We start from the raw sequence: 15,509 nt of genomic DNA, 5'->3' as shown, positions 1-15,509 counted from the left end.
CGGATCCCGGCGGGCTAGGTGCGGTAGTCACGGTTGACCGCCAGCAGCGCCGCCGCCTGATCCTCGCGATCCGGTTCGGCCCGTAGGTCTTTGAGCTTGGCCGCCTTCCAGCTGACGAAGGCCCCGGTGGTGGTAACCGGATCCAGTTCGGTCACCCACTCCACACCGACCGGCACCCCGAGCTCGGCCCCGATCAGACGTGCCAGTCGCTCCGAGTCGGCGCGTCCGGCCGCCACGGACGGCTGGTCCACGGCGTCCAGGCGCACGCGCAGCCGATCCCGACCGTGCTCGTCCCGCTCGATCTCGACCTGATAGCCGAGGCATGCCTCGACGTGCCGGAGCACCGCCTCCTCCAGACGCCAGGCCCGGAACCGGTTGGCGCCCAGCTGAACCTGGTCGCGAATGCGCCCGTTGATCCGGATCAGCGGGCCGACGATACCGCAGCCGCAGTCGTTCGCGCCGATCTCGACGACATCGCCGGTCCGGTAGCGGATCAGCGGCTTGCTGCCCTCGATCAGCATCGTGACGACCAGCTCCCCCGTGCCGTAAGGCCCGCTCAGCGCGCCGGTCTCCGGGTCGCGAAGTTCGTGGATGTAGTTGGGCCGCGCCAGGTGCATCCGCCCGTTGGCGCAGGCGGAGGAGATGATCAGGCTTTCCTGCGCGCCGTACAGTGCGTTGTAGGTGGTGACATTCCATGCCTGGTCGATCTGCCGCGCCAGCGCCGGGGTGCACAGCTCGCCGGTGACCAGGAAGACCTGCGCCGCGAAGTCCTTGGCCGGGTCGTAGCCGTAGAAGTGGGCCGCGCGCGCCAGCGTCATCGCCACGCTCGGCACGCAGAAGATGACATCCAACTCCAGCCGGTGCATCAGCTCGAGTGCCTTCTTGTAGCCGATCACCGGCGAGTAGGGCCAGATCTTGACGATCATCGAGTCCAGGTTGCGCGCCACGTCGCCCAGGGTGTCGCCGCTGGAGTGCACCTCGGTCGGCACCATCGCACCGATCCGCGGCCGTCGGCCGGGGAAGTGGCGGCCGAAGATATTGCGCCAGGATTCGGTCAGGTGTGCGTTGCTCGCCAGCACCTCGCGGGCGTCGCGCGGGCACGGCGTGGCCGGGCCGGTGGTGCCGGTGGTCTCGTAGAAGAAGCAGGCGTCGTCGAGGTCGCGGCTGAGCATGTCCAGCATCTGCTCGCGCAGATCGTCTTTGGTCGTGAACGGCAGCTGCTCGAGCTCGCTCAGCTCGAAGGTCGCCGGGTCGATCCCCGCCAGGCGCGCGGCGTAGAACGGCGAGCCATTCTGGGCCAGCGCGAGTACACGGCGCAGCTGATCGGTTGCCCAGACCCGATAGTCGTGGTCGCTCAGGGCGCCCGCGAGGTAACTCGCGTTCATCGAGAAATATCGGTCAACGAAATCTTTGTACTTCGGATCCGTCGGCAGCCACATTATCTACTGATTCCCTCCTGAAACTCGTTCAACGTATCCAGCCGAACCAGCGGAGGCCATGTCACCAAAGTGATATGGCGACGGCGCGCGCGATTTGCTCGACTGTATTTCGTTTCCCGACAGGTGGACTGGATGAACGACAGCATCGAGGAACTGCTCGCCCGACTCGATCCGGCCGCCAAGGTGCGGCTCGTCTCCGGCTCCGGTTTCTTTCGTTTCGCGGGCGACACCACTATCGGTCTCGCCGAAATGCCGGTGTCCGACGGCCCCTCGGGGGTGCGCGGAGAACACTGGGACGAACGTGACCCGTCGGTCAGCCTGCCGTCCGGCACCGCGCTCGCGGCCACCTGGGATCGCGGGCTGCTCACCGACATCGGCGCGCTGATCGCCGCCGAGGCGCGGCGCAAGGGAGTGTGCGCGGTCCTCGGACCGACGATCAATCTGCACCGATCCCCGCTCGGCGGCAGGCATTTCGAGTGCTTCTCCGAGGATCCGATGCTCACCGGCGAACTGGCCGCCGCCTATGTACGCGCGGTCCAGGCGCACGGCGTGAGCGCCTGCCCCAAGCACTTCGTGGCCAACGACTCCGAGACCGACCGTTACACCGCCGATGTCCGCGCCGACGAGCGCACGCTGCGCGAGGTGTATCTCTACCCGTTCGAGCGGGCGGTGCGGGCGGGCGCGTGGCTGATCATGAACTCCTACAACGCCGTCAACGGCGTCACGATGACCGAGAACCCACTGCTGGATGAGCCTTTGAAGGGCGAGTGGGGTTACGACGGCGTGGTGGTGTCGGATTGGACCGCGGTACGTTCCACCGCCGGAGCGGTCGGCGGCACCGATATCGCCATGCCCGGACCGGCCGAGCTCTGGGGCGCGCCACTGCTGGCGGCAGTCCGCGATGGCACGGTGCCGGAGTCGGCGATCGACGAGAAGGTCCGCCGCATTCTGCGATTCGGGCTCCGCGTCGGCGCGTTGCACGGAACAAGCAGGCCCACACCGTCTTTCAGCGAGCCCGCGGTGCGCGGGCTGATGCGCGCCGCAGCCGCACGGGCCATGGTGCTCGTGGCCAACGACGGGACGCTGCCCCTGCGCGGGCCGACCCGAGTCGCGGTCGTCGGGCCCGCCGCGGACGCACCGCGCTTCATGGGCGGCGGCAGCGCCACCGTCGTTCCCGGCCACACCAGCACACCGCTGGAAAGCCTGTCGGCGGTGCTGCCGGTGGTGCACACGCCCGGCGTACATCACGACGATCGGCTCACCCCGGTACCGATCGACCTGGTCACCGATCCCCTGACCGGCACGGCGGGACTGTCCCTGCGCTACCTGGACGGTGACACCGTCCTCGCCACCGAGCACCGCGGCTCGGGCCGGCTCATGCTGTTCGGCAACTCGCACGCCCGACGGTCGAGGACGATCGAACTGCGCGGGCGGTTGCGGGCCGACATCGCCGGTGTGTGGCGAATCGGGTTCGCCGGAATCGGTGCGCTGCGCCTGGATCTCGACGGCGAGACCGTCCGGGCGGAGACCGTGTCGCCGGAGGGCGGAGATCCGGTCGAGATGCTGTTGCATCCGCCGCAACGCTGGGTGAGCCGCACACTCGCCGCGGGCGCCGAGGTGGACGTGCGCATCACACTGAGCACGGCGAGCACCCAGGGCCTGCCCCCGGCGGGACTGACCTTCGCGATCGGCCGCCCACGCCGCGATCCGGACGAAGAGTTCTGCGCCGCAGTCGAATTGGCGCGCGCCAGTGAGATCGCGGTGGTCGTCGTCGGCACCACCGAGCAGATCGAATCCGAGGGCTACGACCGCACCGAGCTACGCCTGCCCGGCCGCCAGGACGACCTGGTGGCGGCGGTCGCGGCCGTGAATCCGCGCACCGTGGTGGTGGTGAATTCCGGCGCGCCCGTGGAGTTGCCGTGGCGCGACGACGTCGCCGCGGTCCTGCTGGCCTGGTTCCCCGGTCAGGAGTTCGGTGCGGCCCTGACCGATGTGCTGACCGGTGTCGCCGAGCCCGGCGGCCGGTTGCCCACTACCTGGCCGGTCGTCATCGCGGACGTGCCGGTGCTGAACACCCGGCCCGCGGCCGACCATTCGCTCCGCTACGCCGAAGGCATACACATCGGCTACCGGGCGTGGCTGAAAGCCGGTGTGGCACCGGCTTATCCATTCGGGCACGGTCTCGGCTACACCAGCTGGGCGCTCGGCGAGCTGACCGTCACCGGCCGCACGGCCGCGGTCGCCGTGCGCAATACCGGTGCGCGCCGAGGTCGTCAGGTGGTGCAGGCGTATCTGTCGCGCGCGGACAGCGCGGTGGACCGGCCGATGCGCTGGCTGGCCGGCTTCGCCGCGGTCGAGGCCGACCCCGGTGCGACCGTCGAGGCAGTCCTCGAATTGCCGCGGCGATCGTTCGAGCACTGGACCGAGCAGGGGTGGGTCGTCGAGCCGGGCGAATTCACCCTGCACGTCGGCACCTCGGTCGCCGAGCTACCGCTCACGGCACGGGTCGGCGCACCGCCGGATCATCCGAAAGATGCTGTGCCCATGTCACTTTAGCGGCATGGCGGATGGCCGTTCGGTGCATGGCCCACGCGCGGGGGTGCCGGTTACGTTGAGGATCACGAGTCAGGAGAGTTGATATGCGCATCCCGGTCACGGTGGTTCGTACGGAGCTTCCGGGAGGTGAGGCACTGGATCTCTACGAGGCGCTGTCGGCCGTGCGGCCCGACGGCGATGTCTTCCTGTTCGAAAGCCTGGCCGGCCCCGCGCAGGACTGCCGGACGGCGACCGTCGGGTGGGGGCGGCTGGCGGATCTCCAGATCTTCGCCGACCGTGTCCATCTCGAAGCAGCGGGGCCACTGGGAGTTTCGCTCTCGGCGGTGATCACCGGCGTGCTCGGTCCGCGGGCCGACGAGGCGTGGCCGGTGCGCGACAGCACCCAGGTGTGGGCCGTGCTGCGGGCCCTGCAGCAGGCATTCGACCTGACCACCGACCTACCCGCCGACCGGTTCGCCTTCGGCTTCCTGGCCACCTTCGCCTACGAATCGGCCTGGGACATGGACGAACTCGACCCGCTGCGGATCGAACGCGACGTGCCACGGTGCACGATGTCACTGTTCCAGCACACCGCCTGGTACGACCTGTCCGCCGCGGCGGCAAGTCATCTGGCAGCGTCCGGCCCGCATCTGCCGGGACACGAAGGCGCACTTCCGGAATCGGCCCGCGACGACACCGTCCCGGCGCCCCGGACCCCGGACGCGGTGCGCTCGCACGTCGGGGAATCGCAGTTCATCGCCTGGGCCGAGCAGTGCCTGGAGCACATCCGGGTCGGCGACATCTATCAGATCCAGATAGGTCACGCGATCGAGGTGGACTCCACGCTCACGCCGCGACAGGTGTATCGGCGGCTGCGTCACCGCAATCCGTCGCCCTACATGTACCTGCTGCCCTGGGCCGGACGCACGGTGATCGGAGCGAGCCCGGAGCTGTTCCTGCGACTGGAGGACGACCGGGTGATCATGCGGCCGATCGCCGGTACCGCGGCCCGCGCGGCCGATGCGGCCGCGGACCGGCTCCGGGTCGCGGCGCTGCGCGAGGACCCCAAGGAGCAGGCCGAGCATGTGATGCTGGTCGATTTGTGCCGCAACGACATCGGCCGGGTCTGTGTACCCGGGACGCTCGCGGTCGAGGACATGATGGATGTCGAGCCGTTCGCCTACGTGCACCATCTGGTGTCCACGATCTCGGCCCGGGTGAGCCCGGGTATCGATGTCTGGGCGGTGCTGTGCGCGACCTTTCCGGCGGGCACCATGACCGGCGCGCCCAAACTGCGCGCGATGCAGATCATCGACGAGATCGAGGGCGCCGGTCGCGGGATCTATTCCGGCGCGGTGGGTTTGATCGATATCCGAGGTCAGTCGACGCTGGCGCTGTGCATCCGCACCATCATCCATCGGGACGGGACCTACCGGACCCAGGCGTCGGCGGGCATCGTGGCCGACTCCAGTCCACCCGCCGAATGGCGGGAAACCCTGGCGAAGATGAGTGCCGCCTACTGGGCACTCACCGGTGAGGAGCTACTGCGGTGAGAGTCCTGCTTGTCGACGCCTACGACAGCTTCGTCCACATCATCGACCAGTACCTGCGCGCGCTCGACGTGGAAACGATTGTCGTCCGGTCGCATTCGCGCACTCCGGCCGAACTGGAAGAGCTGGCTCCCGACGCGATCGTGCTCGGCCCGGGCCCCGGGCATCCCGCGGTGTCGGGGCATGTGGAGATCGTCCGGTCCTTCGCCGGGCGTACCCCGCTGCTGGGTGTCTGCCTGGGCCATCAGGCCATCGGACTCGCCTTCGGCGGGCAGATCTCCCTGGCCGCGCACCTGATGCACGGCAAGAGCAGCCGGATCGAACACGACGGCGACGGGGTCTTCCGTGGTCTGGAGCTGCCGACGACAGTGACCCGGTATCACTCGCTGATCGTCGCCGACCCCCTGCCCGACGACCTCGTGGTGACGGCGACCTCGATCGATGACGGATACGTCATGGGCCTGCGGCACCGGCACTGGCCGATCGAGGGCGTGCAGTTCCATCCCGAGAGCATCACGACGGAGTCGGGCATGGCGATGCTCGGCAATTTCCTCTCGACGTCCGCCGCGACCGTCACGGAGCCGGTGCGATGAAAGAGACCGATGCACCACCACGGTGGGCTTCCATCGTCGGCATCAACGGATCGGAGCGCCCGAACGGGCTCACCGGTCAGGTACTGACGGCGCTGGCGGCGGCAGCCGCCGCGCGTGGTGTCGGCTTCGAGATCATCAACCTGTCCGAACACGTCATCGGGCTGTGCGGACGCTGCGGTGACTGCAATACCCGCGACACGCCCTGCGCCCAGGTCGACGACGTGCCGGCAATCCTCGAGCGCGTGCAGCGCCACGACGGCGTCGTCTACGCGACACCGGTTTATGGATTCGGCATGTCCGCGCTGATGCAAGCCTTCATCGAGCGCGCGGGCGTCGGGTACCTGCGCTTCACGCGACCGCTGGCCGACAAGGTCGCGGGTGTGGTGGTGACGGGCCGTCGCTACAGCCACGACCGGGTGTACGGCCAGTTGCTCGACAATGTGCTGCTCAATCGAATGATCGTGGCGGGCAGCGGATTTCCGGCCTTCGTGCACGGTCAATTCGGGGGCGAGGCGAGCGCGGACAGCGAAGGCATGACCGCCGCGGTGCTGACCCTGGAGCGGATGATCGATCTGCTCAGTGTGCTGCTGGTGCCGCACTCCGGGCCCGAGGAGGTGCGGCAGCGGTTGACCTCGCTGCCGCACAACGAACGGGCCGCGCCGCGGCGCTGACCGGCAAGATCAGCGCTCGCCGCCCGGATAGGCCGCGGCCTCGCCCAGCGTCGAAAGCCAGTGCTGCTCCGCGGCTTCCGCGTCGCGAATGCCGAGGAACAGCGGAGCGGCCGGAAAGTCGAAATAGAGCCGTCGAATGTCCTCCGGCGCCTCGGCATAGCCCCACATGATCGACTCGACGGTCGATCGGTAGTCGGCCCGGGAGGGGTAGCGCCGCTGTGGGTCCGACAGCTGGTAGATCGGCGGAATCCAATCCTTGCCCTCGTAGAGCGCGTACAGCATCGACACCGCCTTGTCGGTGTCGATCTCACCCTGTTCGACCGACAGCATGATGTCGTAGGCGGTATGGAACAGGTCCTGATACGCGGGTAGGTCGGCGCAGATCGTGCCGACGAACGGATGGGTATCCAGCGCGTCCAGATGTCCGCGATCGCCGGACAGGCTGTACTTGAGGTGCGCCTGCCGGAATCGCAGCGAGCTGAACGATCCCCCCAGCGCCCAGACCCGGTACCAGGCGTTCCAGAGCTCGAAGGACCGGAAGGCGATGTAGGAACCGTGCACGACACGGTCGTGCGCATCGAGCAGCCCCTGGGTGAGCCGCTCGACCTCGGCGAAACGGGCCGGGTCGAAATCGTCGGCGCGCACCGCCTCGATCAGCCGGTAGCCGAGCGCGTTCACCGCCTCCATGGTGATGTAGAGACCACGCGAGAACAGCGCGTCGACCGCACCGGCGGCCTGCCCGACCAGGCAGTACCGGTCCCCCAGGATCCGGGTGGACGAATACTGCGTGCGCGGAATCCGCACCCAGGGGCGGACCGGCCGCGCGTGGGTGAACTGATCCTTGATCTCCGGGAACCGGTCGAGGAACTCGGCGAAGACCTGCTCCGGAGGCTGCGACTGATCGAAGCTCGACTCGCCCCGCTGATCGAGATGCAGGCCCACGCTGCACGCGTCGTTGGTCGCGGCGTCGTAGTTGTCGAACGGGATGACCCACAGCCACCCGCCGTCGAAGATGTGGTGCAGCGTGCCCTGCGCCAGCGCCTGCGGAAGTCCGTGCCGCTCGGCCGGATACAGCGCGTCGAACGGCCGCACACCGACCATGTGGGTGAAGACGCAGCTCGAGTTGGTCCGCATGCGCGTCGGCGTCTCGCGCAACCCGAAGGTCTTGGCGACCAGCGAGAAAGCACCGGTGCAGTCCAGGAGATACTTTCCGTCGATCACCTGCCCGGACCCGAGCTCGACCCGCACGCCGTCGCTGTTCGCCGCCACCTCGGTCACCGCGGTGTTCTGTAGCACTTCCGCGCCGTACTTCACCGCGACGCGGTACAGGTAGGCGTCGATGTCCTGCCGGTACAGATGTGCCTCGGGACCGTGCGGGTAGTGCGGCACCACCAGCATGGTCGACTCCGCCGGGTCGAAAGGCCGGTCGGGGTCGTGGTGGACGAACGAGAAATTGCGTTTGATCCCGGAGGAGGATGTGACGTTGCGGCGCAGTTTCAAGAAGGTGCTCATGGCGTCGAACTCCGGAATTCCGTAGCGATCGGCCATGATTCGCAAGAGATAGGACGTGCCGGGGATCATGGATTCGCCGAGCGCGAATCGCGGATGCTCGGCCCTGTCGATCAGCACGGTCGACACACCGTGTTTGGCGAGAATGGCCGCGATGGCGGATCCGGCGACTCCCGAACCGAGGACGATCACATCGAAATTCATATAGTCCGAACCTATTCAGTGCGTAGCGGATTCGATATCGGTGCGGAACCGCTGCTCGGGCTCCGGCACCGGAATGCGGCGGTTCATGACGAAGGCCATGTCACGCATCGCGTTCTGCAACCCCTCGAGATCGCCGGGGCGCAGCGCCTGCGGACCGTCGCAGAGCGCGGCCTCGGGGTCGGGGTGCACGTCGACGAGCACCCCGTCCGCGCCGGCGGCGAGCGCGGCCCTGGTCAGCGGCAGCACGAGATCACGGCGGCCCCCGGAATGCGACGGGTCGACGAGCACGGGCAGCTGCGACAGCCGCTGCACGGTGGGCACCGCCGCGATATCCAGCGTGTTGCGATAGGCGGGTTCGTAGGTGCGAATCCCGCGCTCGCACAGCACGATATCGATCGTGCCCTGCTTGGCGATGTACTCGGCGGCCAGCAGCCACTCCTCGATCGTCGCGCTCATCCCACGCTTGAGCAGCACGGGTTTGCCGATCTTGCCGACCGCGGTGAGCAGCCCGAAGTTCTGCATGTTGCGGGCGCCGATCTGGAGCATGTCGGCATGCGCGGCGACGAGTTCCGCGTCGCGCGCGTCCACGACCTCGGTCACCAGGGGCAGGCCGGTCTCGGCCGCCACCTCGGTCAGGATCGCGAGGCCACGCTCGCCGAGCCCCTGGAACGCGTAGGGGGAGGTTCGCGGTTTGTAGGCGCCGCCCCGTAACACCGTGGCGCCCGCCGCTTGCGCCATCCGCGCCGCACGCAGAGTCTGCTCCGGCGTCTCCACCGCGCAGGGCCCCGCGATCAAGGTCGTGGTGTCCGGTCCGATCGAGCTGTCCCCGATCGAAACGGACGCGCGTGGCGCGCGGGGCTGTCGAGCTACCAGCGGATAGGTGGTTGCCATTCTCGTCTCTCTGGCCGATTGTCAGGGATTTACAGGGGTTTTCGCACCGGGGCCGGTACTCACCCCGACTGTCGCGGGCCGGCGGCCGGCCAGCACGGCCGGGATCACCGACAGCGCCACGATGGCCGCGCCGGCCCACCCGAGCGTGTCGAGGCTGTCGGTGTCCACCTGCTCGAGCACCCGATTGCCGATCGCGCCGCCCAGGGCGATACCGGCGAAGGTGGCGGCCGAGTTCAGCGAGAGCAGCAGCGGTCCCGCCTGCGGCGCGATGCCGAAGAGCCGATGTTGTTGCGGCGGTTGACTCGCCATACCGGCCAGACCCCACAGGGCCAGGGCCGCCGCGGCCAGGCCGAGGTGGGCCCGGGTGATCGACAGCGTCGCCAGGACGACGAACAGACCGGCGATCGCGAGCAACAGCACCGGGGCCGCGCCGAAACGATCGGTGCCCCGCCCGGCGAGCACCGTGCCGCAGACTCCGGCCACACCGAAGATCAGCAGCAGGAACGCGAGGGTCGTGCCGTTGCCGTCCGTCGACTCTCCGAACACCGCCCCCACGTAGGTCAGCGCCGTGTAGCCGCCGGTCAGGATCAGGAAGGTGGTCGCTACCGCGGCGAATACGCGCGGATCGCGGGCGGGTGCGAGCCGAGCCGCCAATCCGGGCGCGGCGGGCAGCGACAGCGCGGGCAGGCACAGCGCGAGCAGAGCCGCGCACAGCAGCCCGATCCCGGCCACCACGGCGAAGGTGGCCCGCCAGTCCAGGTCGGCGGCCAGCCAGGTGCCGAACGGCACGCCCGCCACGGTGGCCACCGAAATGCCGCCCAGCACAACGGACATCGCCCGGGCACGCCGCTCCGGCGGGGTCAGCGCCGCCGCGACCGCGGACGCGGTCGGAATGTAGAGCGCCGCGCACAGGGCGGTCAGCGCCCGCGCCGCCAGCAGTGTGCCGATGGTGGGCGCGCACGCGGACGCGATATTGCCCACACCGAATCCGAGCAGCGAGATCAGCATGACCTTGCGGCGGTCCATGCGACCGGTGAGCGCACCCAGCACCGGGGCCATCACGGCATAGACCAGGGCGAACAACGAGCTGATCCACCCGGCGGTGGCGATGCTGATCTCCAGCGACGCGGCGACGCTCGGCAGGACCCCGGCCACCACGAAGGTGTCGGTGCCGACGGCGAAGGCGCCGACCGCGAGGACCGGCAGAATCGGCAGGGGCAGCAGGGCCCGGCCGGTTTCGGAATCCACGAAAACTCCTGGAAGGACGGGCGGCTAGACCGCCGCCGGGTGGTATCGAGTCGGATCTCCGGCGACCACGCGCCCGCCGAGCAGGACCGCCTCGATCGCCTCCGGCCGGGTCAGAACGGTGATGTCCTGTGCCGGATCGCCATTGGTGAGCACCAGGTCGGCGAGGCGTCCCGGCTGTACGGTTCCGGCATCGTCGGCGCGACCGGCGAGAGCGGCGCCGTTGGCGGTGGCCCAGCGGATCACCTCCGGTGCGGGGATACCGGCCATCCGCACATAGGCGACGAGTTCCTCGGCGTAGGTGCCGTGCGGTGTCCAGGCGAAACCGAAGTCGTCGCCCGCGACGATGGGGATACCCAGCTCGACCATCAGCGGCAGGATCCGCAGCGTGTTCTCGATCTCCGCCTCGAATTCCAGCGATTCGAGGTAGTCGGTGGTCTTGCCGTGCTCGGTGCCGGTGGTCAGCAGCCGATGCGGCTGATACAGGCTGGGAATCACGAAGATCCCCTGTGCGGCAATCGCTTCCAGGGCCGCGTCATCGGCGTAGGTGGCGTGATCGATGATGTCCACGCCGGCGGCGATGGCATTGCGGATGCCGTCCAGCCCGCGCGAGTGCGCCCGGATCCTCACCCCGAGCTCGTGCGCGGTGTCGGCGGCAATCCGCAGCTCCTCCGGGGAGAACAGCAGCTCGTGCGAGCGCGCGTTGGGGAAGGTGTCGTCGCCGGAGGAGAACACCTTGATGACCTGCGCGCCTTCCGCGACCTCGGTCCGCACGTAGTCGACCAGCTCCTCAGGAGTGTCGACCAGCCGCATGAGATCGGTCGGAATGCGCTTGCTCACCTCGCCGTCGCGGCGCTCGGGCGGGCCGGACACCATCAGATCCCGGCTGCACGGTGTGATGCGCGGGCCGATCATCCGGCCGGATTCGACCGCCCGGTACAGGGCCATATCGATACCGGACACCGATCCGGCGCCGACGAATCCGGTATAGCCCAGCGCCAGCAGGTTTCGCGCGTTCTCGGCGGCGCGCAACGTCAGCTCCGGCACCGGATACCGGTAGAGCATGTCGCGCGCGTCGAGCACGTTCTGATACGCGATGTGCGTGTGCCCCAGGGTCATTCCGGGCATCACGGTCCGGCCCGAGACGTCGAGTACGTCGATGCCCGGCGTGGACAGCGGCGCCTGCGCCGCGGGTAGCACGGCTTCGATTCGGTCCCCGGCGAGCAGGACGCTGCGGTCCGGCACCGACGGCAGCCCCAGCCCCTCCTGCACAGTGACCCGGTGCAGCAATGTCTTTCGGCTCATGTGGATTCCTCGTCCCGGCGCCGTTCGAAGACCGCCCAGACGATTTCCGCACCGGGTCGGCGCGCCACCCAGCACAGATCGTTCGTATCCACGCCCGGGGTATTGGTGATGCCCAGCTCGCACGCGCCCGCGGCAACCAGCCGGGCCGCGTGCTGGGTCGAGTCGGCGTCGCGCCACCGCACCGCCCGGCCCGCGAGTTCGGGCGGCGCGAGCTCGGCGAACAGGCGGCGCACCTCCCACATGGAGGCCACGTGGATCGGGCCCGTCACCGGCAGCGGCGGCGGATCCTGTGCACGCCGGACGATGCCGTAATCCGGTGTCGGATATTGGAAGTAGGACAGCAGCCGAAGCGCGGGATGCCAATGGAACCCGGTGATATCGCGGTACGCGCTCGGCACCAGGGCCAGGTCGGCGGACTCGTCCAGCACGGCCGCCAGGACGGCGTCGAAGGTCGGGAACAGCCGGACCCGCATCCCGTAGCGCTCGGTCAGCAGCCCGGCCACCACATCGCTGGAGGTGCCCGCGGGGCCGATGGTCGCGATCGTCGCCGAGCGCCGCCCCCACCCGGCGGCGAGTTCGTGCCAACGCTGGGCGAAATCGGTCAGCAGCCCGTCCGGGATCGGTAGCTCGGTGGGTGTACTCACTGCAGGCCTCCGTTGACATCCAGTACCGACGCGGTCACATAGCTGCTCGCGGGGCTGATCAGATAGCCGATCGCCGCGGCGACCTCATCCGGCGTGCCGAAGCGACCGACCGGGATCTGCGCCCGGTACGCGCGTGCCCTACCGTCGGGAATTCGTGCGGCCATAGGTGTTTCGATGATTCCGGGCGCCACCGCGTTGACCCGGACCCGATGCACCGCCAGCGCTCGTCCCAGGCCGCGGGTCAGGGCGATGAGCGCGCCCTTGGACGCGGCGTAGGCCGCGTCCGGGCTGCCGGATTGCCCGCTGATCGATCCCACATTGACCACCGAGCCGGTCGCCCCCGTGGCGATCAACCGCCGCGCGACGTGCTGGGTACAGAAGAACGCGGCGCGCAGATTGACATCGAGCACCGCGTCGAAGTCGGCGGCCCCGTAGTCGAGAAAGTCACGGGCCAAATAGATTCCGGCATTGTTCACCAGTGCCGAGACCACGCCGTGCGTCTGCTCCACCGAGGTGAAGAAGGCGCAGATAGCGGCGGGGTCGGACAGGTCGACCACCTGACAGTCGGCGGCCGCGGCACTGTCGAATGGTCGTTTGTCCACGGCGACAACGCGATAGCCCGCGGCAGCGAGCAGATCCGTAGTGGCCGTGCCGATTCCACCGGCCGCACCGGTGACGACGGCCAGCCCCGCGGTCACTGAACTCCCGGCCGACGGTCGGCCCGGCTCTTGTCCCAATTCCGCTCCACCATGCGAAAGAACGCCGGATTCACCACCAGACGGCGGAACGGGCGGATTCCCGCCATGTACAGCCGGCCGAGCACACCGTTGGGCCGTACCAGCACCGTCATCTCGCCGCGATGCACACCGCCCTCCGGTACCCAGCCGACCAGCATCAGCGCGTGCACCGTCCGGCTCGCGTACTCGGTCACCCATTCCCGGTCGGTGCAGTAGACCGAAGTCCACGGCGCCCCACGCTGATCCGGCCCGCGCTCGTAGCCCGCGTCCTGCGGCAGGCGCTCACGCAGCGATATCGCGCGGGTGCCGAGGCCGTGCTCGGGACGGTCCCAGCCGAACCAGGCGCCCAGCTTCTGGCGGGCCACATAGATCAGGACGGCGAACCGCTCCCCCTCGAACGCCCCCTCCCCCGCGGCGATCTGGCGCACCAGCTCCGGAAACTCGTCGGGGCTACCGCCCGCGGGCAGCATCCACACGTCCTCCACCCGGAAGTCGGGGGCGATATCGGCCAATGCCCACGCCCGCGCCGTATAGGTGGAATTGGGGAGCTTCATGGGTCGAGACCTCCGTCGGTGACCGGGAATTCGTGGGGCTAGCGGACAGACCGCGCGGCGGGCCCGCTGGATACATCGACGCGGACAGGAGTGGCCGCGGCCAGCCAGGCGGCGGGCACCGGCCCGACCGAACGCCCCAGGCCGATGGCCGGATCGTCCCCGGCGTGCACCTCGGCGACCCAACCGTGCCCGGCCAGCCACCGCTCGAGATCGTCTCGGGCCGAAAGCCAGCGCGCGCCCTGCGACTCGACCCGCTCCCTTGCCCAGCGGCCCGGCTCGCCCAGCATCGAGGCTTGGAGGTGCTCGATTAGCAGCAAACTCCCCGGCGCGGCCGCTCGCCGCACGGTCGTGAGCAGGGCATCACCCTGCGCGTCGGTCAGATACATGAACAGCCCCTCGATCAGCCAGACGGTCGGCAGTGCCGGGTCGAACCCGGCGGCGGCGAGCGTGGCCGGCCAGTCACCGGTGAGATCGGCCGCCACCGGCTGCCATCGACAAGCGGCCCGCAGCCCCGCGAGGTGGGTGATCGACTGCTTGAATCGGCACATGTCCGGCAGGTCGATCTCGAACCAGCGTGCATCCGGCGGGCATGCGAGCCGGAACGGTCGCCCGTCCAATCCGCCTGCGAGGGTGACGATCTGGTGCACGCCGTCGTGCAGCGCGGCCATGATGCGGTCGTCGAAGAACCGGGTCCGGACCGTGAAATAGTCCGGATAGCGGGGCTTCTCACCGAGCACCTCCCGCACCATTTGCGTGCAGTGCGCCATGACCGGATGTTCGGCGAGCGTGCCGGTCACCCAGTCGGCGAGCGGATCACGGAAGAGGGCGTCGGGCCGGATACTCTCCGCGTGCCGTTGCCAGGCGATGAAAAGCGCTGTCCGGCCGACGCCTTCAGGGATGTACAGGTCGGCGAGCGAAGCGGGGGTGCTGGTCATGACTACTCCGAGGTGCTGGTTGGTGGTGGTCTCCGGCGCTGGATCGCTCAGGGTTGCAGTCGTTTCCACTCCCACCGCCCACCGGTCCGGCGGTAGGCGAGGCGGCGGTGCAACCGGTCCGGATCCGAGCACCAGAACTCGATTTCGTCGAGGACGAGCCGATATCCGACATAGCGCGCGGGCCGGGCCAAGGGTTCGGGGCCGGCGGCGAGTTCGGCCGCGCGCCGGGCGAGCAACTCGGGTGATTCCAGCTCCAGACTCTGTTCGGAGGCCACCGTCATGGGATGCAGGGCCCGTGGCCGGGCGTGCCACATGGCCTCGGACCCGGCCGCGCCGACCGGGTCGACACAGCCGGACAGCACAACCTGCTGACCGGTCTCGCGCCAATACAGGACACCGCCGGCCCGCGGATTCATGGCCAGGTCCCGGCTCTTACGGCTGGTGGTCTGCGTAGCGAAGACGAGCGCGCCGGGTTCGACGGCGCTGATCGACACCATCCGCGTCGACGGCCGTCCCTCGGTGTCCGCGGTGGCCAGCGCGAGCGCCAGCGGTTCGCGCACACCCTGCCGGTGTGCCGCCGCCAGCCACGCGTCCAGCAGCCCGGCCGGATCACCGGGCGGATCGAGGTATTCCGGAAAGCCGCAGTCGACGGTCGCGGTCAGGGTTTCGAAATCGGCTGGGCGCATTCGCGATTCCC

The 15,509-nt window shown here is 69.0% G+C and carries 14 protein-coding genes; 4 read left to right on the top strand and 10 right to left on the bottom strand.

Translation table 11 applies throughout. The annotated features are described in order from the left end of the window. Nucleotides 1-14 precede the first annotated feature (14 nt). Complete coding sequence (locus ACFVMC_RS28045; RefSeq protein ID WP_379215131.1) at nucleotides 15-1,385, bottom strand: phenylacetate--CoA ligase family protein; 1,371 nt, start codon at nucleotides 1,383-1,385, stop codon at nucleotides 15-17. A 186-nt stretch (nucleotides 1,386-1,571) separates the two neighbouring features. Here ACFVMC_RS28045 and ACFVMC_RS28040 point away from each other — a divergent pair, with 186 nt between their 5' ends. The 4 genes from ACFVMC_RS28040 (at nucleotide 1,572) to ACFVMC_RS28025 (ending at nucleotide 6,788) form a co-directional block, all read left to right on the top strand. Beyond that, nucleotides 1,572-3,995 carry a beta-glucosidase gene (locus ACFVMC_RS28040; protein WP_379215129.1) on the top strand — a complete coding sequence of 808 codons (2,424 nt, stop codon included), beginning with the start codon at nucleotides 1,572-1,574 and terminating at the stop codon, nucleotides 3,993-3,995. An 83-nt stretch (nucleotides 3,996-4,078) separates the two neighbouring features. Further along, entirely contained in the window at nucleotides 4,079-5,527 is a 1,449-nt protein-coding gene (locus ACFVMC_RS28035; RefSeq protein ID WP_379215127.1) for an anthranilate synthase component I family protein, read from the top strand. After that, a complete protein-coding gene (locus tag ACFVMC_RS28030; protein ID WP_379215126.1) occupies nucleotides 5,524-6,117 on the top strand; it encodes an anthranilate synthase component II in 594 nt (197 codons plus the stop codon). The genes ACFVMC_RS28035 and ACFVMC_RS28030 overlap by 4 nt, the downstream gene beginning before the upstream one ends. Continuing rightward, on the top strand, nucleotides 6,114-6,788 hold the full coding sequence (locus tag ACFVMC_RS28025; RefSeq protein ID WP_379215124.1) for a flavodoxin family protein: 675 nt from the start codon (nucleotides 6,114-6,116) through the stop codon (nucleotides 6,786-6,788). Before ACFVMC_RS28030 ends, ACFVMC_RS28025 begins: the two co-directional genes overlap by 4 nt. Nucleotides 6,789-6,797: 9 nt before the next feature. On the opposite strand, the gene ACFVMC_RS28020 is transcribed toward ACFVMC_RS28025, so the two are convergent. From ACFVMC_RS28020 to phzG, 9 genes are read right to left on the bottom strand one after another with little or no spacing between them, the layout of a single operon-like run. Continuing rightward, on the bottom strand, nucleotides 6,798-8,501 hold the full coding sequence (locus tag ACFVMC_RS28020) for an NAD(P)/FAD-dependent oxidoreductase (protein WP_379215122.1): 1,704 nt from the start codon (nucleotides 8,499-8,501) through the stop codon (nucleotides 6,798-6,800). Between the two features lie 15 nt (nucleotides 8,502-8,516). Continuing rightward, entirely contained in the window at nucleotides 8,517-9,392 is an 876-nt protein-coding gene (gene aroF, locus ACFVMC_RS28015) for a 3-deoxy-7-phosphoheptulonate synthase (protein ID WP_379215121.1), read from the bottom strand. A gap of 21 nt (nucleotides 9,393-9,413) precedes the next feature. Further along, nucleotides 9,414-10,640, bottom strand: a complete 1,227-nt coding sequence (locus tag ACFVMC_RS28010; protein WP_379215120.1) for an MFS transporter — start codon at nucleotides 10,638-10,640, stop codon at nucleotides 9,414-9,416. A 24-nt stretch (nucleotides 10,641-10,664) separates the two neighbouring features. After that, on the bottom strand, nucleotides 10,665-11,942 hold the full coding sequence (locus tag ACFVMC_RS28005) for an amidohydrolase family protein (RefSeq protein WP_379215118.1): 1,278 nt from the start codon (nucleotides 11,940-11,942) through the stop codon (nucleotides 10,665-10,667). Continuing rightward, a complete protein-coding gene (locus ACFVMC_RS28000; protein ID WP_379215116.1) occupies nucleotides 11,939-12,586 on the bottom strand; it encodes a hypothetical protein in 648 nt (215 codons plus the stop codon). The genes ACFVMC_RS28005 and ACFVMC_RS28000 overlap by 4 nt, the downstream gene beginning before the upstream one ends. Beyond that, nucleotides 12,583-13,284, bottom strand: coding sequence for an SDR family NAD(P)-dependent oxidoreductase (locus ACFVMC_RS27995; RefSeq protein ID WP_379215114.1), 702 nt, complete (start codon nucleotides 13,282-13,284; stop codon nucleotides 12,583-12,585). Before ACFVMC_RS27995 ends, ACFVMC_RS28000 begins: the two co-directional genes overlap by 4 nt. Next, on the bottom strand, nucleotides 13,281-13,877 hold the full coding sequence (locus ACFVMC_RS27990; RefSeq protein WP_379215112.1) for a DUF2867 domain-containing protein: 597 nt from the start codon (nucleotides 13,875-13,877) through the stop codon (nucleotides 13,281-13,283). Before ACFVMC_RS27990 ends, ACFVMC_RS27995 begins: the two co-directional genes overlap by 4 nt. A 38-nt stretch (nucleotides 13,878-13,915) precedes the next feature. Next, a complete protein-coding gene (locus ACFVMC_RS27985; RefSeq protein WP_379215110.1) occupies nucleotides 13,916-14,812 on the bottom strand; it encodes an SAM-dependent methyltransferase in 897 nt (298 codons plus the stop codon). A 47-nt stretch (nucleotides 14,813-14,859) separates the two neighbouring features. Continuing rightward, nucleotides 14,860-15,498 carry a phenazine biosynthesis FMN-dependent oxidase PhzG gene (phzG, locus tag ACFVMC_RS27980; RefSeq protein WP_379215108.1) on the bottom strand — a complete coding sequence of 213 codons (639 nt, stop codon included), beginning with the start codon at nucleotides 15,496-15,498 and terminating at the stop codon, nucleotides 14,860-14,862. Nucleotides 15,499-15,509: the final 11 nt, after the last annotated feature.

Source organism: Nocardia sp. NPDC127579 (assembly GCF_042672005.1).
GTDB lineage: Bacteria > Actinomycetota > Actinomycetes > Mycobacteriales > Mycobacteriaceae > Nocardia.
The sequence above is the reverse complement of the archived record's forward strand: the minus strand, read 5'-3'. Positions and strand labels throughout refer to the sequence as shown.

Excerpts from the sequence above, each read along its gene's own strand:
- ACFVMC_RS28005 (WP_379215118.1), bottom strand. The coding sequence starts at position 11,942 with ATGAGCCGAAAGACATTGCTGCACCGGGTCACTGTGCAGGAGGGGCTG.
- ACFVMC_RS27990 (WP_379215112.1), bottom strand. The coding sequence starts at position 13,877 with ATGAAGCTCCCCAATTCCACCTATACGGCGCGGGCGTGGGCATTGGCC.
- ACFVMC_RS28025 (WP_379215124.1), top strand. The coding sequence starts at position 6,114 with ATGAAAGAGACCGATGCACCACCACGGTGGGCTTCCATCGTCGGCATC.
- ACFVMC_RS28040 (WP_379215129.1), top strand. The coding sequence starts at position 1,572 with ATGAACGACAGCATCGAGGAACTGCTCGCCCGACTCGATCCGGCCGCC.
- ACFVMC_RS27985 (WP_379215110.1), bottom strand. The coding sequence starts at position 14,812 with ATGACCAGCACCCCCGCTTCGCTCGCCGACCTGTACATCCCTGAAGGC.
- ACFVMC_RS28045 (WP_379215131.1), bottom strand. The coding sequence starts at position 1,385 with ATGAACGCGAGTTACCTCGCGGGCGCCCTGAGCGACCACGACTATCGG.
- phzG (WP_379215108.1), bottom strand. The coding sequence starts at position 15,498 with ATGCGCCCAGCCGATTTCGAAACCCTGACCGCGACCGTCGACTGCGGC.
- ACFVMC_RS28020 (WP_379215122.1), bottom strand. The coding sequence starts at position 8,501 with ATGAATTTCGATGTGATCGTCCTCGGTTCGGGAGTCGCCGGATCCGCC.
- ACFVMC_RS28035 (WP_379215127.1), top strand. The coding sequence starts at position 4,079 with ATGCGCATCCCGGTCACGGTGGTTCGTACGGAGCTTCCGGGAGGTGAG.
- aroF (WP_379215121.1), bottom strand. The coding sequence starts at position 9,392 with ATGGCAACCACCTATCCGCTGGTAGCTCGACAGCCCCGCGCGCCACGC.